General features: G+C 64.3%; 25 protein-coding genes and 1 pseudogene. 16 read left to right on the plus strand and 10 right to left on the minus strand.

Annotated elements, in window-relative coordinates:
- Nucleotides 1-33: 33 nt before the first annotated feature.
- The 5 genes from B0G73_RS01495 to B0G73_RS01515 all read left to right on the plus strand — a co-directional run bounded on the left by B0G73_RS01495 (nt 34) and on the right by B0G73_RS01515 (nt 6,005).
- Nucleotides 34-1,428 (plus strand): LLM class flavin-dependent oxidoreductase, encoded by a 1,395-nt coding sequence (locus B0G73_RS01495; RefSeq protein WP_106277223.1) that lies wholly within the window; start codon nt 34-36, stop codon nt 1,426-1,428.
- A gap of 15 nt (nt 1,429-1,443) precedes the next feature.
- Nucleotides 1,444-2,604 carry a methionine ABC transporter ATP-binding protein gene (locus B0G73_RS01500; RefSeq protein ID WP_106277225.1) on the plus strand — a complete coding sequence of 387 codons (1,161 nt, stop codon included), beginning with the start codon at nt 1,444-1,446 and terminating at the stop codon, nt 2,602-2,604.
- On the plus strand, nt 2,597-3,253 hold the full coding sequence (locus B0G73_RS01505) for a methionine ABC transporter permease (RefSeq protein WP_106277227.1): 657 nt from the start codon (nt 2,597-2,599) through the stop codon (nt 3,251-3,253). The genes B0G73_RS01500 and B0G73_RS01505 overlap by 8 nt, the downstream gene beginning before the upstream one ends.
- Nucleotides 3,254-3,413: 160 nt before the next feature.
- Nucleotides 3,414-4,616 carry an acyl-CoA dehydrogenase family protein gene (locus tag B0G73_RS01510; protein ID WP_106277229.1) on the plus strand — a complete coding sequence of 401 codons (1,203 nt, stop codon included), beginning with the start codon at nt 3,414-3,416 and terminating at the stop codon, nt 4,614-4,616.
- 60 nt (nt 4,617-4,676) lie between these two features.
- Complete coding sequence (locus B0G73_RS01515) at nt 4,677-6,005, plus strand: Nramp family divalent metal transporter (RefSeq protein ID WP_106277230.1); 1,329 nt, start codon at nt 4,677-4,679, stop codon at nt 6,003-6,005.
- 146 nt (nt 6,006-6,151) lie between these two features.
- Here the strand turns inward: B0G73_RS01515 and flhC are convergent, their stop codons facing one another.
- The 7 genes and pseudogenes from flhC to B0G73_RS01550 form a co-directional block, all read right to left on the minus strand.
- Nucleotides 6,152-6,721 carry a flagellar transcriptional regulator FlhC gene (gene flhC / locus B0G73_RS01520; protein ID WP_106277232.1) on the minus strand — a complete coding sequence of 190 codons (570 nt, stop codon included), beginning with the start codon at nt 6,719-6,721 and terminating at the stop codon, nt 6,152-6,154.
- A 14-nt stretch (nt 6,722-6,735) separates the two neighbouring features.
- Nucleotides 6,736-7,056 (minus strand): flagellar transcriptional regulator FlhD, encoded by a 321-nt coding sequence (flhD, locus tag B0G73_RS01525; protein ID WP_007177882.1) that lies wholly within the window; start codon nt 7,054-7,056, stop codon nt 6,736-6,738.
- A 578-nt stretch (nt 7,057-7,634) separates the two neighbouring features.
- Nucleotides 7,635-8,108, minus strand: a pseudogene (locus tag B0G73_RS01530) (YeeE/YedE thiosulfate transporter family protein); the annotation flags it as partial.
- Between the two features lie 178 nt (nt 8,109-8,286).
- Nucleotides 8,287-8,664 carry a GNAT family N-acetyltransferase gene (locus B0G73_RS01535; protein WP_374956992.1) on the minus strand — a complete coding sequence of 126 codons (378 nt, stop codon included), beginning with the start codon at nt 8,662-8,664 and terminating at the stop codon, nt 8,287-8,289.
- 226 nt (nt 8,665-8,890) lie between these two features.
- Nucleotides 8,891-9,805, minus strand: coding sequence for a helix-turn-helix domain-containing protein (locus B0G73_RS01540; RefSeq protein WP_106277236.1), 915 nt, complete (start codon nt 9,803-9,805; stop codon nt 8,891-8,893).
- A gap of 133 nt (nt 9,806-9,938) precedes the next feature.
- Nucleotides 9,939-10,241 carry an addiction module antidote protein gene (locus B0G73_RS01545; protein ID WP_106277238.1) on the minus strand — a complete coding sequence of 101 codons (303 nt, stop codon included), beginning with the start codon at nt 10,239-10,241 and terminating at the stop codon, nt 9,939-9,941.
- Nucleotides 10,238-10,648 carry a type II toxin-antitoxin system RelE/ParE family toxin gene (locus B0G73_RS01550; protein WP_374956993.1) on the minus strand — a complete coding sequence of 137 codons (411 nt, stop codon included), beginning with the start codon at nt 10,646-10,648 and terminating at the stop codon, nt 10,238-10,240. Before B0G73_RS01550 ends, B0G73_RS01545 begins: the two co-directional genes overlap by 4 nt.
- Before the next feature lie 236 nt (nt 10,649-10,884).
- Between B0G73_RS01550 and B0G73_RS01555 the strand changes: the two genes are divergently transcribed.
- The 6 genes from B0G73_RS01555 (at nt 10,885) to B0G73_RS01580 (ending at nt 13,808) form a co-directional block, all read left to right on the plus strand.
- Nucleotides 10,885-11,253, plus strand: coding sequence for a nuclear transport factor 2 family protein (locus B0G73_RS01555; RefSeq protein WP_106277239.1), 369 nt, complete (start codon nt 10,885-10,887; stop codon nt 11,251-11,253).
- Nucleotides 11,254-11,278: 25 nt separating this feature from the next.
- Nucleotides 11,279-11,704 carry a hypothetical protein gene (locus B0G73_RS01560; RefSeq protein ID WP_106277241.1) on the plus strand — a complete coding sequence of 142 codons (426 nt, stop codon included), beginning with the start codon at nt 11,279-11,281 and terminating at the stop codon, nt 11,702-11,704.
- A gap of 96 nt (nt 11,705-11,800) precedes the next feature.
- The gene (locus B0G73_RS01565) at nt 11,801-12,265 is read left to right on the plus strand and encodes an RbsD/FucU family protein (RefSeq protein WP_106277243.1); all 465 of its coding nucleotides are present in this window, start codon (nt 11,801-11,803) and stop codon (nt 12,263-12,265) included.
- Between the two features lie 154 nt (nt 12,266-12,419).
- On the plus strand, nt 12,420-12,827 hold the full coding sequence (locus tag B0G73_RS01570) for a VOC family protein (protein WP_106277696.1): 408 nt from the start codon (nt 12,420-12,422) through the stop codon (nt 12,825-12,827).
- 212 nt (nt 12,828-13,039) lie between these two features.
- Entirely contained in the window at nt 13,040-13,471 is a 432-nt protein-coding gene (locus tag B0G73_RS01575; protein ID WP_106277245.1) for a DoxX family protein, read from the plus strand.
- A 64-nt stretch (nt 13,472-13,535) separates the two neighbouring features.
- Complete coding sequence (locus tag B0G73_RS01580) at nt 13,536-13,808, plus strand: hypothetical protein (protein ID WP_106277247.1); 273 nt, start codon at nt 13,536-13,538, stop codon at nt 13,806-13,808.
- A 116-nt stretch (nt 13,809-13,924) separates the two neighbouring features.
- On the opposite strand, the gene B0G73_RS01585 is transcribed toward B0G73_RS01580, so the two are convergent.
- Together B0G73_RS01585 and B0G73_RS01590 are read right to left on the minus strand one after the other, a co-directional pair.
- Nucleotides 13,925-15,400: an MFS transporter gene (locus B0G73_RS01585; RefSeq protein WP_106277249.1), complete on the minus strand. Its 1,476-nt coding sequence runs from the start codon at nt 15,398-15,400 to the stop codon at nt 13,925-13,927.
- Nucleotides 15,401-15,553: 153 nt separating this feature from the next.
- The gene (locus B0G73_RS01590; RefSeq protein ID WP_106277251.1) at nt 15,554-16,855 is read right to left on the minus strand and encodes an MFS transporter; all 1,302 of its coding nucleotides are present in this window, start codon (nt 16,853-16,855) and stop codon (nt 15,554-15,556) included.
- Nucleotides 16,856-17,253: 398 nt separating this feature from the next.
- Between B0G73_RS01590 and B0G73_RS01595 the strand changes: the two genes are divergently transcribed.
- On the plus strand, nt 17,254-17,994 hold the full coding sequence (locus B0G73_RS01595; protein ID WP_106277253.1) for a response regulator transcription factor: 741 nt from the start codon (nt 17,254-17,256) through the stop codon (nt 17,992-17,994).
- Nucleotides 17,995-18,014: 20 nt separating this feature from the next.
- On the opposite strand, the gene B0G73_RS01600 is transcribed toward B0G73_RS01595, so the two are convergent.
- Complete coding sequence (locus tag B0G73_RS01600) at nt 18,015-18,920, minus strand: dihydrodipicolinate synthase family protein (RefSeq protein WP_106277255.1); 906 nt, start codon at nt 18,918-18,920, stop codon at nt 18,015-18,017.
- Nucleotides 18,921-19,269: 349 nt separating this feature from the next.
- On the opposite strand from B0G73_RS01600, the gene B0G73_RS01605 reads away from it, so the two are divergent.
- The 4 genes from B0G73_RS01605 to B0G73_RS01620 are packed head-to-tail and all read left to right on the plus strand — an operon-like array spanning nt 19,270 to nt 22,904.
- Nucleotides 19,270-20,226 (plus strand): 4-hydroxyproline epimerase, encoded by a 957-nt coding sequence (locus B0G73_RS01605; RefSeq protein WP_106277257.1) that lies wholly within the window; start codon nt 19,270-19,272, stop codon nt 20,224-20,226.
- Nucleotides 20,223-21,350 carry an FAD-binding oxidoreductase gene (locus tag B0G73_RS01610; protein ID WP_106277259.1) on the plus strand — a complete coding sequence of 376 codons (1,128 nt, stop codon included), beginning with the start codon at nt 20,223-20,225 and terminating at the stop codon, nt 21,348-21,350. Before B0G73_RS01605 ends, B0G73_RS01610 begins: the two co-directional genes overlap by 4 nt.
- A complete protein-coding gene (locus B0G73_RS01615; RefSeq protein WP_106277261.1) occupies nt 21,343-21,621 on the plus strand; it encodes a 2Fe-2S iron-sulfur cluster-binding protein in 279 nt (92 codons plus the stop codon). The genes B0G73_RS01610 and B0G73_RS01615 overlap by 8 nt, the downstream gene beginning before the upstream one ends.
- Nucleotides 21,618-22,904, plus strand: coding sequence for an FAD-dependent oxidoreductase (locus B0G73_RS01620; RefSeq protein WP_106277263.1), 1,287 nt, complete (start codon nt 21,618-21,620; stop codon nt 22,902-22,904). Before B0G73_RS01615 ends, B0G73_RS01620 begins: the two co-directional genes overlap by 4 nt.
- Nucleotides 22,905-23,001 lie beyond the last annotated feature (97 nt).

The raw sequence follows: 23,001 nt of genomic DNA on the forward strand, positions 1-23,001 counted from the left end.
CAGCCGAAACTGGAAAGCCAAAGGAGCCGCACGATGGCGAAGAAAAAGATCCTGCTGAACGCGTTCAACATGAATGCGGTCGGCCACATCAATCACGGGTTGTGGACGCATCCGCGCGACCGCTCGGCGCATTACACCGACCTCGACTATTGGACGAGTCTTGCGCAAACGCTGGAGCGCGGCAAGTTCGACGGGATCTTTCTCGCGGATATCGTCGGCGTGTACGACGTGTATCAGGGCGGTCCGGAAACGCCTTTGCGCGAGTCGGTGCAGATTCCGATCAACGATCCGTCGCTGATCGTGCCCGCGATGGCGCACGTGACCCGACACATCGGCTTCGGCGTCACGTCGAATCTGACTTACGAGCCGCCGTATCTGTTCGCGCGCCGCATGTCGACGCTCGACCATCTGACCAAAGGCCGGGTGGGCTGGAACATCGTGACGGGCTATCTGGACAGCGCGGCGCGCGGCATGGGACTCGCGCAGCAGATCAGCCACGACGACCGCTACGACCGCGCCGACGATTACATGGACGTGGTCTACAAGCTGTGGGAACAGAGTTGGGAAGACGACGCCGTGGTGCGCGACCGCGCGGCGCGCATCTTCTCGCATCCGGACAAGGTGCATCGCGTGAAGCACGACGGTCCCTACTATTCAATCGATGCGATTCATCTGAGCGAGCCGTCGCCGCAACGCACGCCGGTGTTGTATCAGGCGGGATCGTCGAGCCGTGGCGTCGATTTCGCGGCACGTCACGCTGAATGCGTGTTCGTCGGCGGCCAGAACAAGCAATTGACGCGCTCGATTGTCGACGACATCCGTGCGCGTGCGGTGAGCTTTGGCCGCGCGCCGGACGACATCAAGATCTTCGCGGGCATCACCGTTGTAGTCGGCGAAACCGAACGGGCCGCGCAGGAGAAATTCGAGGAATACCGCCGTTATGCGAGCGCCGAAGGCGGCATCGCACATTTCTCCAGTTCGACCGGCATCGACTTCTCGCGATACGAATTGGACGAACCGATCTCCTACGTGAAGACCGAGTCGATGCAATCGGCCGTCGAGGCGATTTCGAAGAAGAGCGTGAGCGGTGTCTGGACCAAACGCAAAGTGCTCGAACAGATGACGCTCGGCGGACGCGCGAAGCCGGTGGTCGGCTCGCCGCAGCAGATCGCGGACGAACTCGTGTCGTGGATCGAGGAAGCGGGCGTCGATGGCTTCAATCTGACACGCACGGTGATGCCGGAATCGTTCGAAGACTTTGTGAATCTGGTGGTGCCGGAATTGCAGAATCGCGGTGTCTATAAGGAAGATTACGACCCCGCGCCGACGCTGCGCGAGAAACTGTTCGGCGCAGGGCGTGCCCGACTGCCGGACGTGCATGCGGGCGCGCAGCATCGTCGGCACGTGCAAGCCACCGCGGAAGCGTAGGAGAGGAGCGAAACCATGGCCAATCTTTTCGACGTGCCGCAATTCATCGAAGACGCGCCGTCTCTCACCGTCAATCCTGATTCGCATGCAACGGCGACGCAACCCGCCGTGATATTCGACAACGTCGGTAAGGTATTCGCCGACGCTCGCGGCGTGCCGACCGCAGCGCTCGCCAACGTCACATTGAATGTGGCACGGGGCGAAGTGTTCGGCATTATCGGCCGCAGCGGAGCCGGCAAGTCGACGCTGTTGCGCCTCGTCAACGGTCTGGAAAAACCGAGTTCGGGCGCGGTGCGCGTGAATGGCGTGAGCGTCGGAGAACTCGACGAACGCGGGCTTGTGGCGCTGCGCCGGCGCAGCGGCATGGTGTTTCAGCACTTCAATCTGCTCTCGGCGAAGACGGTGCGCGAGAACATTGCATTGCCACTGAAAATCGCCGGCGTGCCGAAAGCGGCAATCGACAAAAAAGTCGATGCGCTGCTGGAATTAGTGGGTCTCTCCGCCAAACGCGACGCGTATCCGGCGAGCTTGTCCGGCGGCCAGAAACAGCGCGTCGGCATTGCGCGCGCGTTGGTCACCGACCCGGACATTCTGCTTTGCGACGAGGCCACCTCCGCACTGGATCCCGAAACGACGCAAGCCATCCTCGCGCTGCTGCGTGATATCAATCAGCGCCTGAATCTGACCATCGTGTTGATCACGCACGAAATGCAGGTGATTCGCGAGGTCTGCGATACGGTTGCGGTGATCGAGCGCGGCGAGGTGGTGGAGACCGGTCCGGTGTGGCGCGTGTTCGGCGATCCGCAACATGATGCAACGCGCGCGTTGTTGCGCACGCTGGTGCATGACTTGCCGATCGACCTTGCGCAACGGATCAAGCCGCTGCGCGATATCGCGCAAGCGGACGCGCAGATTCTGCTGGACGTGCGTTTCACCGGTGTCGATGCGCGGGAGCCCGATCTCGGTGGCCTTGCGTCGGCGTTGAGCGTCGATGGCGGGCGCGTGAGTTTCGTGCATGGCGGCATCGACCGGATTCAGGGGCATGCGCAAGGGCGCCTCGTAGTGTCGGCGCAAGTGCGCGCGGACGAACGCACCACGGTGCAGAAGCAGATTGCGGCGCTGCTCGACAGCGCACGCCGCTATGCCAATCATGTCGAGGTATTGGGCTATGTCTGAGTTGTGGCTTTCCGAACTCGCCGATGCGATTCGCGACACCATCGTCATGGTCGGCGTGTCCGCATTCGTCGCGGCGCTAGTCGGCATTCCGCTGGCGCTGCTGCTGGTCACGACGACACGCGGCGGCATCTTCGAGAAACGCGCGGTGAACAGCACGCTCGGCGCGCTCGTCAACGCGTTTCGCTCCACGCCCTTCATTATTCTGCTGGTTGCGTTGCTGCCGCTCACGCGTTTGTTGATCGGCACGACGATCGGCGTATGGGCCGCGATCGTGCCGCTCAGTATCGCGGCGATTCCATTTTTTGCGCGCGTGGCCGAAGTGAGCCTGCGTGAAGTGGACCGCGGTTTGATCGAGGCCGCGCAGGCCATGGGCGCGCAACGCCGCCACATCATCTGGCATGTGCTTCTGCCCGAGGCGCTGCCGGGCATTCTCGGCGGCTTCACGATTACCGTGGTGGCGATGATCGGTTCCTCGGCGATGGCGGGCGCGGTCGGTGCCGGCGGCCTCGGCGATCTGGCCATCCGCTACGGCTATCAGCGTTTCGATACGACTGTGATGGTGACGGTGATCGTGCTGCTGATTGCGATCGTCACGGCGGTGCAGTTCGTCGGCGACCGGTTCGTGCGGCGGCTGGCGCAGCGGGTGTAATCGTTTTTTACCGCGCGCGCGGCGGCTATTTGCATGACGAATAGCCGCTCATGTTTGCGGTGCTCGCGTCGCGGCCTATCATACTGACTACAGCATCAAGCTTAGTCATAGGCGCTTCGTCCACCGCCGCTCGCCGAACAGATCTTCAAATGGAAATTGCATGAACGATCCTCGTCATGCCGATGCGTTGCAAACGCCTCAGGCATTCGCTGCGCCCGAGGTGCACGATCTCACGGGTTTGCTCGACGCTTTGCGTGCGACGGCCGCCCAGCGCGATATCGACGGCGGCCACGCCGCGCAGGAAAAACAATGGATCGCGGACGCGGGGCTGCTCACGCTCGCGGTGCCGCGCGAATTCGGCGGCCTCGGTGCGCGCTGGCCCGACATCTACGAGACGATCCGCAAGATCGCGCAAGTGGACAGCGCGCTCGCGCATTTGCTGGGCTTCACCTGCCTGCAGGTGGTCAGCGTCAATGTATGGGGCAATCCGGAACAACGCGCCCGCTATCTGAGCGGCACGGTGGAAGGGCGATGGTGGTGGGGCAACGCCGTCAATCCGCTCGATACGCGACTCGTTGCAAGCGCAACCGATGACGGCGGCTACCTGCTCGACGGCCAGAAGGGCTTTTGCTCCGGCACCCGCGGCTCGCAGATGATGACGGTCTCCGCGCACGATCCGCTCACCGGCAAACCGGTGTTCGGTGTAGTGCCGACGACGCGCGAAGGCATCACCGTTCATGAGGACTGGAACCCGATTGGTCAGCGTCAGACCGACAGCGGCAGCGTGTCCTTCACGCGGGTCAAGGTCGAACCCGATGAAGTGATGGCGCGGCCCGACACGCCGCATGCGAGTTTGCGCACGCTGATTTCGCAACAGGTGCTGACCAATCTGTTCGTCGGCATTGCCCAAGGCGCGCTCGACGAAGCGCGCGCTTACGTCACGCAGAACGGCAAGCCGTGGATCTATTCCGGCGTCGATAAGGCCACCGACGATCCCTATCTGATCCAGCGCTTCGGCGAAATGCGCCTGCAGGCGGTAAGCGCCGAAGCGCTGGCGACGCGTGCGGCCTGGTTGCTGGAAGACGCGTGGCAACAAGGTCCGGCGCTTTCCGCGGAAACACGCGCGCAGGTTGCGCTCGCCACGTCGGAGGCGAAGATTGTCGCGCACCGCGCCGCGCTCGACGTCAGCGAAAAACTGTTCGACGCGTGTGGCGCCCGCGCGACGCACGCGCCGCTCGCGCTCGACCGTTTCTGGCGCAATGCCCGCGTGCATACGCTGCACGATCCGCTCGACTATCGCGTACGCGACGTCGGCCGATACGCACTCACCGGCGCGTTGCCAGAAGTTTCTTTGTACACTTGAGGCGGTTCGCGGCGGCCGGCACGAGGCGCCGCGTTTTATCCCCTTCAAGAGACTCCCGGATTGCAGTTCAAACTACCGACCACCGCAACGGCGCCGTTTTGCCCGTCCGAAGTGCAAGGCTCCGTGGCCGTCTCGCCGGGCGCGCCGTTCTGGAAGAAGATCCTGCAATTCGCAGGCCCTGGCCTGCTGATCTCGATCGGCTATATGGACCCAGGCAACTGGGCCACCGACATCGAAGCCGGATCGCGCTATGGCTACAGCCTGCTGTTCGTCGTCATGCTGTCGAGTCTCGCGGCGATGGCGCTGCAATGCCTGAGCATGCGCCTGGGCATCGCGACCGGGCGCGATCTCGCGGCGTTGTCGAGAGATCGTTATTCGCCGGCTGTGGCGCGCTTTCAATGGCTGCTCGCGGAATTGTCGATCGTGGCCTGCGATCTGGCCGAAGTGCTGGGCGGCGCGCTCGCCTTCCATCTGCTATTCAAATGCTCGCTGACCACCGGCGTCCTGCTGACCGCGTTCGATACGTTGATCGTGCTTGGCCTGAAGGGCAAGAACTTCCGCGATCTTGAAGCGATCATGCTCGGCCTGATCGCGACCATTGGCGTGGGATACATCATCGAGCTCGCGTTGGTGCGGCCGCACTGGCCGTCGGTCGCACAAGGGCTGATTCCGTCGTGGCAGGCTTTGAGCTCGCGCGAGCCCATGTATCTGGCGATCGGCATTCTCGGCGCGACGGTCATGCCGCATAACCTCTATCTGCATTCGTCGATCGTGCAGACGCGCGCGGTGAAGCGTGATCCCGCCAGCATCCGCTCGGCGATCGGCATGTCGCGCATCGACACGATCGTCTCGCTGGTGTTGGCGTTGCTGATCAATATGGCGATCCTGATTCTTGCCGCCGCGGCGTTCCATGCCACCGGCCACAACCAGGTCACCGAAATCGAAGACGCGTACAAATTGCTCGCGCCGATAGTCGGCACCGGTTTCGCGGCAGTGTTGTTCGCCGTGACCCTGCTTGCCTCGGGACAAAGCTCGACCTTCACTGGCACCGTGGCGGGGCAGGTCATCATGGAAGGCTTCCTGAAGCTGAAGATTCCGTGCTGGCAGCGGCGCTTCATTACGCGAGCACTCGCATTGATCCCCGCGCTGATCGGCGTGCAGATGATGGGCAACGGTGCGGTCGGCAAGCTGCTGGTCGCAAGCCAGGTGGTGCTGAGCCTGCAATTGCCGTTCGCGCTTTATCCGCTGATCCGCATGACCAGCGACCGTTCGTTGATGGGCGAGTTCGCCAACACGCTGCTGACGCGTTTCGTTGCGTGGACGCTGTTCGTGGTGATCAGTGCGGCGAACCTGTGGCTGGTGGTGCAGACGGTGGGATTGGCCGGCTGATCCGGTTTTTCGCCGTGCGCGTTGTGCAGGCGACGGCGCGCATGGGACGAAAAAAAAGTCCGCTCGGTGGCGGACTTTCTAATCAAGGCTTCGGTTCGAATCGGGCTGGACCTGCCCTCATCGAGTCAGCGGTGCTCCGCTTTCGCTCAGGCAGCTTGCGCGATCTGTGCTGCTTCGAGCGCTTCCTGGCGGGCAGCGGCGGCTTTCTTCGTCTTGCCGGCACGCGACGGCGGCTGGCACGCGCCACACACCACGTTGTGCTGCAGATCGTGTTTGTGCGCTACAAACTTGCCGGTGCAACGGCAGCATTTGGTCAATTGCAGGATTTCGGCGTCGAAGAAACGCACCAGCGTCCACGCACGCGTCAAGTCCAGCACGGGTTCGGTTTCGCTGTGCTGGCAATGTTCCAGATACAGCCGATACCCTTTGGTCAGCGCGTCCAGATGCGAGCAGCGCGCCTCGTTCTTCAGAAACAGGTAGGTGTTGTAGAACAGCGAGGCGTGGATGTTCGCGAGCCACGTCATATACCAGTCCGCCGAAAACGGCAGCATGCCCTTGGGTGGCGACACGCCCTTGACCTCGCGATACAAGCGGATCATGCGGTCGCGTGAGAGCGTCAATTCACTCTCGAGCACTTGCATGCGTGCGCCCAGTTCGATCAGTGCAATGGCGCGGAATACTTCCTGTGCGTCTTCCGTCAGGCTACGCTTGAGCATCGCAGTCACCTCGATTAAGCGAACTGTTCAGCCGGCTGGCCTGCAAGCAGGATCGCCGCGTGAGTCGGTGCCACTGCGGTGTGCTTCGTCGTTTGCGTCAACGCCGACAACATCGAGTGGTCGTTGAAGCGGAAGAAGCACAAAAGCTGATCGGAAGCGGCCAGCTTGACGATCTGCGCAAGCGACAGCCCGGCAAGCAAATCAGCCAGTTCCGACGACAGTCCCAGCCGGAACATGCCGACCGGTTTGTCCTCACGCAACATACGTTGCGCAAGCATGATGTAAGACAAGTTAATCTCGCGGATTGAATCCAGCGTCTCGCTGCTACGGTCCATTTCTGTTTATTCCGAAGCCCCGAATTACTATGTCGGCATTTTTTGCCGTTATGTCTTTTGTGCCTCACCGGAAACGCTGTCCTCCGGCTACGGGTCACCACCTGATACAGACGGCGACCTTTTGATACATAGCGTTACATTTCGTAACAGCTTGGGACGAATTGTATGAAGGGTAAAACAAGAAATCAATCCCTTCTCAAAAAAATATCTCAAAAAGATACATCAAATTTCGGTAACTCTTTCACGGTCCTGTAATAGACGATGCCGCGTGGATTTTCGGCTATGGAAGAGCTCTGTCTGATCCATGGAAACCCTTGTATTGCGGGCGTTTGGCGTGTTCGTCTGAGGAAACGGAGTGCGTGAGCGGTGAATCGGTAATTCCCGCTCGACGCAGAAAGGAAATAGAAAGCAAGCGCAATAGAGAGTAATAAATACCTGTATTCAGCGCTGCATTGGGGACGCAACAGAGATGTAACAGGTTGGTGCGGCCCCGGTTACAAACAAGGCCGCATTTGTAACGTCCTACGTAACATCTAGCAACCAGTGGATCGAAGGCGCTCGACTTCGAGGCCAAAGGCCGGCCGCAGACGCGTGCCCAGCACGTTCCCCGCGAAAGCGGCTGCCAGCCACAGCCAGCCGTGCAAGCTGCCTGACGACACGATTCCGATGCCCAATATGAACGCGCCGACCAGTATTGACGTGCCCGCCGGCCCGACAAGCCCGACGAATGGCTGGCCGAACAGCGTGCCGGCTTGCAGCGCAGGGAAGAACAGCAACACGCCGCGAGCAAGCATCAGCATCTGGGCGCGCAGGCCGGCGCCGCGGCCGTCGGCGATAAAAACCCGCCACGCCGACGTGAAGCCAAACGCCGCGTGATACAGCGACATGCCGAGCAGCGCGCCGACAAGATAGAGCGCCGCCTGGCGGCCGCTGGCGGTTTGCGCCAGACACACGGTGCCGAGTGCGATCAGAACGAGCGCGGCGCCGAGCGGTTTCGGGTCGGTGTCGAAACGGCGCGGCACGCGCGGAAGCGAAGTGGAGAGGTCGGACATGTGCGAGTTGACTGACAAGCGATGGATCGAGAGCAGCCCGAGGCCGGTTGGAGAACCGCTTTCACGGCGGCTGTAGCGACAAGGCAGTCAAAAAAACAGCACGGATCGCGTGCTGAGGCAGGGCGGTTGAACGAGGGTAACGGGTAACGGGGTGCGACGTCTGACGCGCCAGTATCTATTAGATAAACAGCGCCATTAGATCGGCGTCATGAAACATGCCGCGGACATTCAGCGCGCCCACCTCGCAGCCAAATTTGCGAAAGCCGAGCGACTCATATAGTTTTCGCGCTGCCTCGTTACGGCTGCCGACGTGCAACTGAACTTGCCGCAAACCCTCCACGCGCCTGGCGCGCGCCAGCAGTTCGTGGAGCAGCGCACGCCCGATGCCGCGGCCCACTGCTTCCGGCGCGACATACATGCCGATCAGGGCGGCTTTGTGCCGCTGCTTGTCGCCTGGATTGCGGATCAGGCCGACCACGCCGATCAACGGCGTTCCGGCCGATGCATAAGCGCCGAGCAAAAAATCGCCTGCGGCCGCATGCGAGCCCTTCAGCATCGCGTCGTGACGGACCTTTGGCGAGCGCTTCCTCGTAACTCAGGCCGAACGAATCCGGATGCGCCCTCAGTCCACGCAAGCGAAGCTGGAAATAGTCGTCGCGGTCGTCGGAACCGAGTTGGCGTACGAGTACGGCGTTGTCGTTCAAGTGCATCTCTCCGCGTCGTTCTCGCGAGTGAATGGATAGGGCTTAACGCCGCAGTGTGCCTCGTCTTCTACCGTCAGGCTATGGTTGACGGGTCGCCTCGGCGCGCTGGCTCTCGCCGAATTCGCGCAGTGCGGTCGCAGTTTGCTGATCGGCTGGAAAGAACGCTTCGATGGCGAGTTCCGAGAGCGTGACGTCGACCGGTGTGCCGAACACCGTGGTCGTGCTGAAAAACGACAGCACGCCGATCGGCGTGCGCAGCCGCAGCGGGACCGCGATCTGGTTGACGGCGGCATTGTCGTGCTCGGGCGCTTGCGCGTCCGGCGGCGCCGGATAGGCGGCCAGTTCGTCGCGCAGCGCGCTCAGCGTGCTGTCGCCGCTCACCTCGATTTGCCGCTGCAACCGCGCCAGAATGTGCTCGCGCCAGGCGTGCCAATTGACGATCGACGCCGCGATGCCCTCCGGATGCAAGCTCAGGCGCAGCGCATTGACCGGCGGCTTCAGCAGTTCCGGGCTGGCGCCGGTCAGTAGAGGCGCGAGCGCGTTGTTCGCGGCAATGATGGTCCAGTGCCGGTCGATGGCGAGCGCCGGGTAGGGTTCGTGTCCCTTCAGCACCAACTCGACGGCCTCGCGCGCGGCGGCCAACTGCGGATCCGATAGCGGACGCTCGCGGAACAGCGGCGCATAACCGGCCGCGACCAGCAGTGCATTGCGCGCGCGTAGCGGTACGTCGAGCCGTTCGGCAAGATGCATGACCATTTCCCGGCTCGGCACCGCGCGACCCGATTCGACGAAGCTCAAGTGCCGGGTGGAAATATCGGCTTCAGTTGCGAGCAGCAACTGGCTCATTCTTCGCCGCTGGCGCCATTCACGCAGCAGATCGCCGACCGTGCGGCTGGCAGCCGATGCAGCCGATGCAGGCGACGGGGCGGCGGTTTGCGCAAGAGAGAGTGTGTTCATGCCACCGATGATAGCCAAACCGCGCTCGCCATCCATTACCTGAGAGGTAATGGAATACCCCGGAAACCACCCGGCGACGCCCTACGAACGTCCGGAAACGCGCCTGCCAGCGCAGCCAGTCCAACGCACTGACCGACCCCGCGAACACGGTTGAAACGCTAAGCGCGACTCAGGCCGCCGCCACGCCTTCCGGCACCACGTTGAGTTTGACGCCGAGCGCGCGCAGCAGCTTGAGCACCGTGTCGATACGCGGTTTGGATCCGGGCGCGAGTGTTTTGTAGAGGCTTTCGCGCCCGAGTCCGGCGTCTGCCGCAACCTTGGCGATACCGCGCGCTTTAGCGATGTCGGCGATGGCGGCGAGCAGCACGTCGGCGTCGCCGTCTTCAAGCGCCGCGTTGAGATACTCGGCAATCGCTTCTTCGCTATCGAGGTAGTCCGACGCGTCGAATCGTGCGGTTTTGATTTTGCTCATGACAGTTCCTTTCTGATTGCTGCCCACATTGCTTTGGCATGCTTGATATCGGCCGGCTGGGTGGACTTGGTGCCGCCACAGAGAAGCAGATACACCATGCGCCCTTCACGCGCGAAATAGACCCGATAGCCCGGCCCGCAGTCGATGCGCATCTCGGCTACACCGTCTTCGAGCAATTTCACGTCGCCGAAATGCCCGCGTTCCGCACGCCGGATTCGCACGAGTATCTTTGCCCTCGCTCGTAAATCCGCGAGCTGTGCAAGCCATGCGTCGAATTCCTCGGTGCGGTTAACCTCGTACACAGGTGGTGAACCGATCTGCTGAGCATTGTATCCTTGTGGATACGGTCTTGCAAGTGTGAAAACCATATTGAAAAGGGCCCCCGTGTTCGTGTTCGTCGAATACATCACATGCCGCGCGTCTGTTCCGCGCGGCCCCATTCGCTACACGAGGTTAGCGGCTGCCGCCCAAGCTGACGACTCGGCCGGATGGCCAATCCGATGGACAACGAAGCGCGCGCGAATGCTTACCTCCCACGTAATCGACGCAGCGCGCCCGACCCGTCAATCTTCACTCCGAGCCCGCCGCCTACAACGTGTCTGCCGAGCGTAGTGCTCAGTCCTGCCAATCAAGGAGTCTGGAGATGAACGCGCATACCGATCTGATCGACCGTTATTTCGACGCATGGAACGAAACCGATGGCGCGCGCCGTCGCGAGTTGATCGCCGCGACATGGAGCACCGATGCCGACTATCGCGACCCGCTGCTGTCGGGCACCGGCCACGACGGTATCGACGCGATGATCCGCGCGGTGCAGGAGCGCTTTCCGCATCACACGTTTCGCCGTACGGGCCAGATCGACGGCTTTGCCGACCGGCTGCGTTTCTCGTGGGAACTGGCCACGCCCGCGGGCGACGCGATCGTGAAGGGATCCGACTTCGGCGTGATTGATCCGCATGGACGCTTGCAGGCCGTCACCGGCTTCCTCGACCAGGTGCCCGACGGCGTCTGACCACCATTTTGTTACGGAGACGATCATGCACGAGCCCGCTGCCGCTACGGCTCCCCAATCGGCCATCACGTTAGCGCGCCTGTCGGGCGCCCTCGACTCGCTGTCCAGCGCGGTCGCCGGTTTCGCACTGCTCGCCGGAGCGCGCGTGTTCATGTTCATCGCGCTGCTGGGGTGGCGCGAGCCGGTGTTGGGCGGCGCGGGTCTCGTGCTGCTGGCGGTGGTCGGCTGGCTGCGGTGGCAGTGCGGTGGCGCAGCGACTCTGCCGGCCATACAGCGCGTTCGGCTTACCGCCCGCTCCGGCAAGGCGAGGTGCAGCCGCCACGCGCCACCTTCGAACAATGCCCGCGACGTTGCTTGCTACAATCGTCCGCTGGAATGCGATGCGTCGCGCGGACACGCTTTCGCCGAGCCGGGCGCCGGCTGCTTCGGCCCGACTCGAACGCGGCTGTGAGCCGCCCGTTTCGCGCGACCGGCTCGCTCCGCGCGACCCGATAACCCACGTCCAAACCTCGGCGGTCAGCCGCCGACCGGACTACAAGGAGACACCGTGCTGAAGAATCTGGACCCGCTGCTGAACGCCGACATCCTGCATGCGCTGCGCGCGATGGGCCATGGCGACGAACTCGTCATCTGCGACGCCAATTTCCCCGGCGACTCGGTGGCGCGCGAAAGCGTGCTGGGCAAGGCGCTGCGCCTCGACGGCGTGAACGCGCCGCGCGCGATTCGCGCGGTGCTGTCGGTGATGCCGCTGGACACGTTCATCGAGCATCCCGCGTCGCGCATGGAAGTGGTGGGCGAGCTGCACACGATTCCGGCCGTGCAGCGCGAGGCGCAGGCCGAGATCAACGCCGCGGAAGGGCGCGACGTGCCGTTCGCGTCGATCGAACGGTTTGCATTTTATGAACGCGCGCGTAAAGCGTATTGCGTGATCGCGACCGGTGAAGAGCGCGGCTATGGTTGCTTCGTCTTCACGAAGGGCGTTCTGCTCGCGCCCGACGCGCCTCAGTCGTAACCTTCGCCAACTCCATTGCGGCGCAAAGCCATGAGCGCAACGCCTCGGCCGCCGCACGCGAACCTCGCGCACGTGCTAATTTTCATCTGGCCGCTGGCGGCGGGTCGAACTGATCCGTCACGGCGCATTGCCCTACATCACCGTGACGGAAACCATGAGCTTCTCGATAGACACTCTCGATCATCTCGTTCTGAACGTTGCCGATGTGGAAGTCAGCGCGGCGTGGTACGCACGTATGCTCGGCATGCGGCGCACCGAGTTCGAGTCGCGCACCGGTACGCGGGTGGCAATGTTCTACGGCAATCAGAAGATCAATCTGCGTCCCGTGACCGCCGACACCGTCGCGTGGTTCACTAGCCGCGAGCCGGTGCCCGGCAGCGCGGACCTGTGCTTCATCACCACCACGAGCCCGGCCGAGGTCAAGGCGCATTGGCTTGCGCAAGGCGTCGAAATCGAAGCGGGTCCGGTGGAGCGCGACGGCGCGCGCGGCAAGATGACCTCGGTGTATTGCCGCGATCCGGACGGCAATCTGATCGAAGTCGCAACCTATCCTCAAGCATAAATACGGCGGTGATTCCGCCGTCGGCACTTGCCGTGGCCGCTACCGGGCGGCCCGCACGGACGCTCTTCCCATTCCCGGCATGCCGCGGGTTGCGTGCTGCTCATCCTTGTCCGTGCTAGGAAAAGGCGGGCAAACTCCCTATTGTCCGGTGCAAAGTGGGGAACTGCGGGCTGCTGGCCGGGTCTGCTGCTTATTCATTACTGGAGTCCCTCATGTCGCGTCCCGTCGATTCCGGCGTTATCCTCATCGCTCGTATTGCGCTTGCAGTGCTGTTCCTGTGGGGCGGTGTGATGAAACTGCTGGGCTATGCGGGCTTTGTCGGCTACCTGCATTCGAAGGGCGTGCCGTTCGTGCAGATCGCCGCGCCGATCGCAACGGCGGTCGAGGCACTCGGCGGTCTGTTGCTGATCCTCGGCTTCAAGGTGCGTCCGCTCGCGCTGATCATGGCGGTGTACACCGTGGCGACGGCGGTACTGGGCCACGATTTCTGGAATGTCACCGACGCCGCCTTGCAACGCGACATGGTCATTCATTTCTGGAAGAACATCGGCATTGCCGGCGGCTTCCTGCTGCTGTTCGTGACGGGCGCGGGACGTCTTAGCATCGACGGTGCGCGAGCGCCGCGCGGCGGACTCGGCCTTTGACGCGGCAGCTAAGGTAGTCTGTGCGGATCGCTTTCGATTTCGGCTGTAACCAAGGGAGCAAATAATGATTCAGAGTTTTGAGCAAACCATCGGCGGCAAGGTCACGCAATTGTGCGCGAGTCTTGGTGAAGGGCCTACGCCGCATCGGGTGATTATCAGCCTGGCTGATTCGGCGAAGACGCTGGTGGTTCTGGACGCGTCCGGCTTCATCAGCACGATCAAGGCCGAGATCGAGGAGCCGGAGAAACTGATCGCCGACGCTATCGCCAAAGCGCAGAACGAAGGGCTGATCGAGCGCGCCATCGACACCGGCACGATTCAGGAAGCGTCGCTGTAGGCCGGAACGCGGCGTCGCGAACTAGCCAGCAGGCGTCGAACCGCCGGTAACGACCCCCGCCATGCGCGAGCATCGCGGGGGTCGTTTTTTGCACACGATCCTGACGGGCGACACCCTCAGCGCGAGTCGCCGACCCGTTCGCGTCCTGCATGGCGATGCGCGGCGTCCGACGAGTGCGGCTGCGGGTGCACAAAGCAACTTAGCGCGCCGCCGATCACCAGCAAGCCCACCGACACGGCGGTCGCCGCTCGCATGCCCGAGACGATCTGCGAGGCGGCCGCGCCGCTCGCCAACGCCCCGAAAGCCGCCACGCCGACCGCGCCCCCTGCCTGCCGCGCCGTATTCAATACGGCGGACGCCGTGCCGGCGCGTGGCGCGTCCGTGGAGGCGAGCACGGCGGTGGTCATCGCGGGAACCGCCAGGCCCATGCCCGACGGAATCAGCAGGAACGGCAGCAGCAGGCCGATGAGCGGCGTGCCGGCATCGACGAAATGCAGCAGGCCATAGCCGAGCCCGGCGGTGATCGCGCCCGCGATCATCGGCACCCGCACGCCGAAGCGGCCGACCACCCAGCCGCTCGCCACATTCGACAGCAAAAAACCGCCCGTCAACGGCAGGAACGCGAGGCCCGCCTGCAACGGCGTATAGCCGCGCACGCGCTGCAAATACAGGCTCAGCACGAACACCATGCCGTAGTAAGTGAGATTCACGCAGATGCCGAACAGCACCGCCGCACTGAAGGAGCGCTTGCTGAATAGCGAGAGCGGCAGCATCGGCGCCGCGACGCGCGATTCCACCACGACAAAGGCGCTCGCCGCGAGCAGCGCGAGCACGAAGCCGCCGGCCACGAGCGGGTGGCCGAAACCTAGCGGCCGCCATTCGATCACGGCGGCGACGAACGCGGTCAGCGCGACGATGGCAAGACACTGGCCGCCCAGGTCGATGCCGCGCGGCTTCGTGTCCGAGGCGGGCGCCGCCGATGGCTGCGGGCCGCGACGCGTCGCGACTTCGGATCGTGGCACCCACAGCAAGGTCGCCAGGAAGCCGGCGGCGCAAATCGGCAGATTGACAAGAAAGATGCTGCGCCAGCCGAACGCCGCGATCAGCAGGCCGCCGGCCACCGGCCCCGCCGCGATCGCAATCGCGCCCGCCGCCGTCCACAGACCGACCGCGCGCGCCCGCAGTTTGGGATCGTGTCCGTACGCTCGATTGAGCAGCGCCAGCGAGTTCGGCAGCATGGCGGCGGCGCCGACGCCTTGCACCGCGCGCGCCGCAATCAGCATGGTCGCGCCGAGCGCAAAGCCGCAGGCGAGCGACGCGAGCGCGAACAGCACGATGCCGGCCGCGTACAGGCGCCGCGCCCCGAAACGGTCGCCGAGCGCGCCGGCGGACAGCATCAGCACGGCGAACGCGAGCGTGTAGGCGTCGACGACCCATTGCAGGTCCGCGACATTTGCATGCAGATCCGCGCCGATTCGCGGCAGCGCGATGTTGACGATGGTCACGTCGAGTTGCGTGACGACGAAGCCGACGCTGACCGTCGCGAGGACACGGCCGAGTGCGGACGAGTGGGGGGAATTCGGTGAGTTCATGCGCTACATCGTAGGTCCGATGCAGCGCACCATGTTTCGGCGCGGCGTGAAGTGTGGATGTCACGCGCCAGCGCAGGGCGTCGAACCCGATGATGCAAACAAAAACGGCGCACCGTTTGCGGCACGCCGTCGCTGCAAAGCACCAGCAGCCGATCAGTGTTTCTGCGGCGCATCCTTGATGAACAGCGTGGTCAGTGCCCCGAGAACGCAGATCGCGCCGACGTACATCGGAGCGGCCATGGGGTTCGACTTCATCATCAGCGACACGGCGACCGGCGTGAGCCCACCGAATATGGCGTACGCCACGTTGTACGAGAACGAAATGCCCGAGAAACGCACCACCGGCGGAAACGCCTTGACCATCACGAAAGGAATCGCGCCGATCACGCCGACGAACAGGCCCGCCACCGCGTACAGCGGCACCAGCGTGGAGGTGTCGACCGCGAGTTGCTGGAACATTACGTAGTACGCCACCGCCAGCGCCAGGCCGCCGATGAAAATCGTGCGCCCCGCGCCGATACGGCCGGCAATCGAGCCCGCCATGACGCAACCGATCGTCAGGCACAGCGTGGCCACGCAGTTCGCCAGCAACGCCGTGGCCGGCGCGATGTGGAACTGCTTTTGCAGCAGCGTCGGCGTCATCAGGATCACGACGACGATCGCGGCCGACAGCATCCACGTAAGCAGCATCGAGACGATCACGGCGCGGCCGTGGTCGCGCAGCACGGCCTTGAGCGGCACTTCCGCCGCAATCGCCTTGCGCTGCTTGAGTTCGGCGAACACCGGCGTTTCATGCAGCCAGCGGCGCAGATATACCGAAAACATGCCAAACACGCCACCGACCAGGAACGGGATGCGCCACGCGTACGCGGAGATTTCCGCCGGCGCAAAGTTGCGGTTCACTGCCGAGGCAATCAGCGAGCCCAGCAGAATGCCCGCGGTCAGGCCGGCCGTGAGCGTGCCGCACGCATAGCCGATGTGCCGCTGCGGCACATGCTCCGAGACGAACACCCAGGCGCCCGGCACTTCGCCGCCGACCGCCGCGCCTTGCATCACGCGGAACAGGAGCAGCAGGACCGGCGCCAGCACGCCGATGCTGGTGTAGGTGGGCAGCAGGCCCATCATCAGTGTCGGCACCGACATGAGCAGCACGCTCAGCGTGAACATGCGCTTGCGGCCGAACAGGTCGCCGAAATGCGCCATGATGATGCCGCCCAGCGGCCGCGCCAGATAGCCCGCGGCGAAGATGCCGAAGGTTTGCACCTGACGCAGCCAGTCCGGCATTGCCGCCGGGAAGAATAGCTGGCCGATCGCCGGCGCGAAAAATACGAAGATGATGAAGTCGTAGAACTCCAGCGCCCCGCCGAGGGCGGCGAGGCCGAGCGTCTTGTAATCGCTGCGCCCAAGAGGGCGTGGGGTGACAGCCTGCGCTCCACCCAGATTTGTCGCTTGCATTGCTTGTGTCATGTTTTGAATTGGGAGCCACACGTAGCGCGTGGAAATACGGCGGTCGTCGGGCGAGAAGTGTGGCAAGCGCTGGGTAGAGCACGGAACACCGGCGCGCCGGCCCGGGTAGGGCAAGCGCGTTGACGACTGGGGCCAGGCGGGATTTTACAGGATGAAAGCCGATCGCTTCGGGAAGTGCTTAATTAGATTGGGAAAAGTTCCGTGGGACGTGCTTTCTGGTCGCAATTGCGACGACGCTGCGCTGAGGACTTGTCACTAGAGAATGTAGGAATACGGAGCGCGCGCTGTCCGGCCAGATCGATTCATATGTAAATTAGGATTGCTCCTATGGGATGGAATGGGCCCGCCTCTGAGAATCGCGTCCGAGCCATCTTACGAGTCATCCCATGCGTATTGCCATTCTCCAGCGTGACCTGGTCATGCGTCAGTCGATCGAAAAGGTCCTGACGAGCACCGGTCATTCCTGCACGACCTTTGACGACGGCCTGAGCATGTCGAGAACGCTCGCGCGTTCCACGGTCGATCTGCTGGTGCTCGACTGGCAGGGCCTGCGCCTGTCCGGCGCCGAGGTTTTGCGCGCGGCGCGCGCGGTGGGCGGCGACCGTCTGCCGGTCATATTCGCATCGGCGGACACGGCGGAGGAGAACATCGTGCGCGCGTTCGTCGCTGGCGCGGACGACTATGTCGCGTTGCCGCTGCGCGCAGCCGAGTTTCGCGAGCGGGTCACGGCGCTGCTGCGGCGGGCGTATCCGGACCGGTTCAGTTCCGCCAGTTTCGATGCCGGTCCATACCACTTCGACACGCATCGTCAACTCGTCATGCTGCGCGGCCAGCCGGTCCAATTGTCCGGCACGCAGTACCGGCTCGCGTCGCTGTTCTTCTCCAACATCGGTCGCGTGCTGTCTCGCGATCACATCTTCGCAATGGTGTGGGGGCGCGAGTTCCGCGAATTCACCCGCACCATCGACAGTCACGTTTCGCGGCTGCGCCTCCTGCTCGAGATCGAGCCGCAGAACGAATTCCGGCTGCAACCGGTTTATAAAAGCGGCTACCGGCTGCTGCATCTGCGCCAGGGTGCGGCCGCCGTGGTCGATGCGGATATCGACGTCGAGAAACAGGCGGCCTGACGCCAGCCAGCCGCGCCGGATCAAATCTGCGGCAGCGCGGGCCGCGTTTCGATTGACTTGCGAATCAAGGCTTCGACGGCCTTGCGTTCGTCGCCGGCGAGCGGCAGACGGGGCGGGCGCACCGGCTCCGTGCCGAGTCCGACGATCGTTTCGGCAAGCTTGATGTTCTGCACCAGCTTCGCCGACACGTCGAGCGCGAGCAGCGGTGCAAACCAGCGGTAGATTGCGCGCGCTTCCTCCAGGCGTCCCGCCTTCAGCAACTTGTAGATCACCACCGTCTCACGCGGAAACGCGCACACGAGACCGGCCACCCAACCGTGCGCGCCCATCAGGATCGCTTCCATAGCGAGATTGTCGACGCCGCACAGAATCGCGAAACGGTCGCCGACGGCGTTGATCAGGTCGGTCACGCGCCGCACGTCGCCACATGATTCCTTGATCGCGACGATCTTCTTCTCGTCGGCGATTTCCGCGAACATGTCGGGCGTCATGTCGACGCCGTAGGCGAGCGGATTGTTGTAGATCATCAGCGGCAGGGCGCTCGCGTCGGCGACGCTGCGGAAGTGATGCAGCGTCTCGCGGCGGTCCGACAGGTAACGCAGCCCCGGCAGCACCATGTAACCGGCCGCGCCATGACGGCTGCCCGCTTCGGCCTGACGGCAGGCGTCGAGCGTGCTGTTTTCGGCGATCGTCAGCAGGACGGGCACGCGGCCGCGCGAAGCATCGACGGCGATGTCGAGCACTTGCAGCTTTTCATCCAGCGAGAGCGTCGACGCTTCGCCCAGCGATCCGCACACGATGATGCCATCCACACCGGCGTCGATCTGCGCCTCGATATTCTTGCCGGTCCATACGCGGTCTATGCTGAAATCCGCGTTGAATTTGGTGGTGACTGCGGGCAATACACCTTCCCAGATATGCGCCACGACTGCTCTCCTGACTGTTGATGTGTTCAGCGCAGTGTAAGCAGGGAAAATCCTGCCGTCTTGCGTGAATCGCGCGTGACGAATGACGATTTCAGCATAGTCGATCTGCATGGAACGTCACCGGATCAAGACGCATGGCTGAATTCGGGATGCAAAGGCGAGGCGCGTTGAAAGCGCGTAGCCGGCGTGATGCTGGGTGCGCCGAGCCTCGCCCGTTGTACGTCCCGCACACGTGCTCAAGCGCCGATAGCGAGATAGAGCAATGTCGCCACGGCATCGCGTAGTTATGCCGAAATCGTCACAATCCACGCGTAAGCACACCAAGACTCGCCCGGCCGCGGTTTCTAACATGAGCATCATGAAAACCTTGGACATCATCGACTCGCACACCGGCGGTGAACCGACCCGCCTCGTGGTGTCGGGCGGCCCGGATCTCGGCGGCGGCACACTGGCGCAACGGCTCGACGTGTTCCGTACGCAGTTCGACGACTGGCGCGCGGGCATCGTGACCGAACCGCGCGGCTCGGACGTCGTAGTGGGCGCGCTGCTCTGCGAGCCGGACGACCCTTCGTGTGCGGCCGGCGTGATCTTTTTCAACAACGTCGGCTATCTCGGCATGTGCGGGCACGGCACGATCGGTCTCGTCGTCTCGCTGGCGCACCTGGGGCGGATCGGGCCGGGGCGCCATCGGATCGAGACGCCGGTCGGCATCGTCGAAGCGACGCTCAATGCGGACGGCAGCGTCGCCGTGCGCAATGTGCCGGCGTATCGCTATCGCGCGTCCGTGCAGGTGGACGTGCCGGGTCATGGCGTGTTGACCGGCGACATCGGCTGGGGCGGCAACTGGTTCTTTCTCGTCGCCGACCACGGGCGCGCGTTGGAGGCGTCGCGGATCGGTGAATTGACCGCGTTCAGCGGCGCGATTCGCGACGCGCTGATCGCGCAGCACATCACCGGCGCCGATGGCGCGTTGATCGATCACATCGAACTCTTCGGACCCGGTTCGCGCGATGGCATCGACAGCCGCAGCTTCGTGCTTTGTCCCGGCAGTGCGTACGACCGCTCGCCGTGCGGCACCGGCACGAGCGCCAAGGTGGCCTGCCTCGCGGCCGACGGCAAACTGGCTGAAGGTGCGGTGTGGCGGCAGGAGAGCATCATCGGCAGCGTGTTCGAGGCGAGCTATCGCCATGCCGGCGACGGCGTTCACGTGGTCCCCACCATCACCGGCCACGCGTACGTCACGGCAGAGGCGCGCTTGTGCTTCGACGAGCGCGATCCGTTCGCTTGGGGCATCCGCACGGCATGACGGCGGACGCGCTGATCGTCGGGGCGGGCATTGTCGGCGCGGCGTGCGCGGCCGAACTTGCGGCGCTCGGCATGCGGGTCGAGGTGCTCGACGCGCAGGGCGTCGGCGGCGGCGCGACGGCGGCGGGCATGGGCCACATCGTCGTGATGAACGACTCGCCGGCCGAATTCGCGTTGAGCCGCTATTCACGAGACTTGTGGCTGGAACTCGCGCCGCAACTGCGTACGCGCGACGCGTTCGCGCGCTGCGGCACGCTCTGGGTCGCCGCCGACGAAGAAGAGTGGCAGGCCGCCCGCGCGATGCATGCCGCGTTCGAGGCTCAAGGCATTGCCGCACAATTGCTCGACGCGCCCGCCTTGCGGATTTGCGAGCCGGCGCTGGCGGCGTCGATGGGGGGCGGTTTGCGAATCGAGCACGACAGCATCGTCTATGCGCCGACCGTCGCCGAATGGCTGCTGACACGGTCGCCGGGCGCGGCGAATATCCATGTGCGTTTGGGTGCCGCGGTGGCGTCGGTCAGCGCGAGCGGCGTCGCGCTTGCGGATGGCGAGCGCGTTGGCGCGGCCCACGTCATCGTGGCCAATGGTTTGGGGGCGCGGCAATTGGTGGCGTCGCTGCCGTTGCAGCCGAAGAAGGGCCACCTGCTGATCACCGACCGCTATCCCGGACTGATCCGGCATCAACTGCTCGAACTCGGGTACATCAAGAGCGCGCATCATGCGCTCGGCACCTCGGTGGCGTTCAACGCGCAGCCGCGGCCCACGGGTCAATTGCTGATCGGCTCGTCGCGCCAGTTCGACACCACCGATCCCGCCGTCGAGATGCCCGTGCTCGCGCAGATGCTGCAGCGCGCCGCCTGCTATCTCCCGGCACTGCCAACGCTCAACGGCATTCGCGCATGGACCGGGTTTCGCGCGGCCTCGCCGGACGGCCTGCCGCTGATCGGTCCAGCCGGCGAATTCGCTCCCGGCGTCTGGCTTGCCACCGGCCACGAGGGTTTGGGCGTGACGACCTCGCTTGCCACCGCGAAGCTGCTTGCCGCGCAGATCGCAGGGACCGTAGCGCCAATTCCTGTCGAGCCTTATCTGCCCGTTCGTTTTGTCGAGAAGGTCATTCATGAGTAGTGCGAGCGCGGAAGCACGTGTGAGCTTGACGATCGACGGCAACCGTATCGACGTCGCGGCCGGCACGACTGTGGCCGCGGCGCTCGCGTTGGCGGGCGTGCGCGGCACGCGGACCTCGGTGAGCGGCCAGCCTCGCGCCGCACTGTGCGGCATGGGCGTATGCCAGGAGTGTCGGGTGACGATCGACGGCCGGCCGCATGCGCTGGCGTGTCAGACACTGTGCCGTGAAGGCCAGATCGTTCTCACCCGAAACGCGGCGGGCGCGCGATGAGATACCACTATGACATTGTCATCGTCGGCGCCGGACCCGCTGGTTTGAACGCCGCGTCCGCCGCTGCGCGCGCGGGCGCTACGGTTGCGCTACTCGACGACAATCCACGCGCGGGCGGCCAGATCTGGCGTCAAGGTCCGGGCCACGCGCCGCAGGCGCCGCTGCGCGACCTCCTCACTGCGATCAGCGGGCAAAGCGCCATCACGCACTGGCCGTCGACTCGCGTGATCGCGCCGCTGGGGCCACGCGGCTTGCTGCTCGAATCGGCGGAATGCGGCGGTGCGTGTGTCAGCTATGAGCGCCTGATTCTCGCGACCGGCGCACGTGAACGGCTTCTGCCGTTCGCCGGCTGGACCTTGCCCGGCGTGACCGGCGCTGGCGCACTGCAGGCGCTCATCAAAGGCGGCGTGCCGGTGCGTGGCGAGCGGATCGTGATCGCCGGCAGCGGACCTTTGCTGATCGCGGCGCTCGCGACCGCGCGTGCGGCCGGGGCTCGGGTGGTGGCGGTGGTGGAACAGGCTTCGGCGTTCGACGTCGCGCGTTTCGGCATCTCGCTGCTGGCCACGCCCGGCAAGTTGCGGCAAGCCGTCGGCCTGACGCGCGGCTTCGCGGGCCTGCATTACTGGACCAGCAGCATCGTGGAAGAGGCGCGAGGCGATGGCCGCGTCGAGCAAGTCACTATCCGGCGCGGCGGCGAAGCGAGGCGCGTCGTGCTCGACTGCGACCGCGTCGCCAGCGGTTATGGACTCGTGCCGAACATCACGCTGGCTCAGGCGCTCGGTTGCGCGATCAGCGAAGCGGGCGAGATCGTCGTCGACGACGATCAGCGCACGTCTGTCGAAGGCGTGCTGGCGGCGGGCGAGTGCACCGGCGTCGGCGGCGCGGAACTGGCCGGCGTGGAGGGCGAGATTGCCGGCCTCGCCGCAAGTGGCGCTGCCGAAGGCCGCGCCGCGCTCGACGCGCAACGCGAGCGCTGGCGCCGGTTCGGCCGCCGCGTCGAAACCGCCTTCGCCCTGTGGGACGCCGCGCGCACGCCGCCCGCCGACGCCACGCTGCTTTGCCGCTGCGAGGACGTGAGTATCGGTGAGGTGCGCACCTTCGCCAGTTGGCGCGAGGCCAAGCTGCACACCCGCTGCGGCATGGGCACTTGCCAGGGACGAATCTGCGGCACGGCGGCGAACCTGTACTTCGGCTGGCAGTCCGGCGCGCCGCGTCCGCCCTTCAGTCCGGCGCAAATCGGCACGTTGATGGCGGCCGCCGCGGAGCCGCCGCCGCTTGAATGACCCATTTGCCGGCACGCCGGCGGATATTGTCGGCGGCGGCGCGGCCCTATAATCGACCGCACGTCGCCCGACTGCCCCCTCAACGCACGGACCAACG

Origin of the sequence: Paraburkholderia sp. BL25I1N1, assembly GCF_003002025.1 — a bacterium.
Taxonomy (GTDB): Bacteria; Pseudomonadota; Gammaproteobacteria; order Burkholderiales; family Burkholderiaceae; genus Paraburkholderia.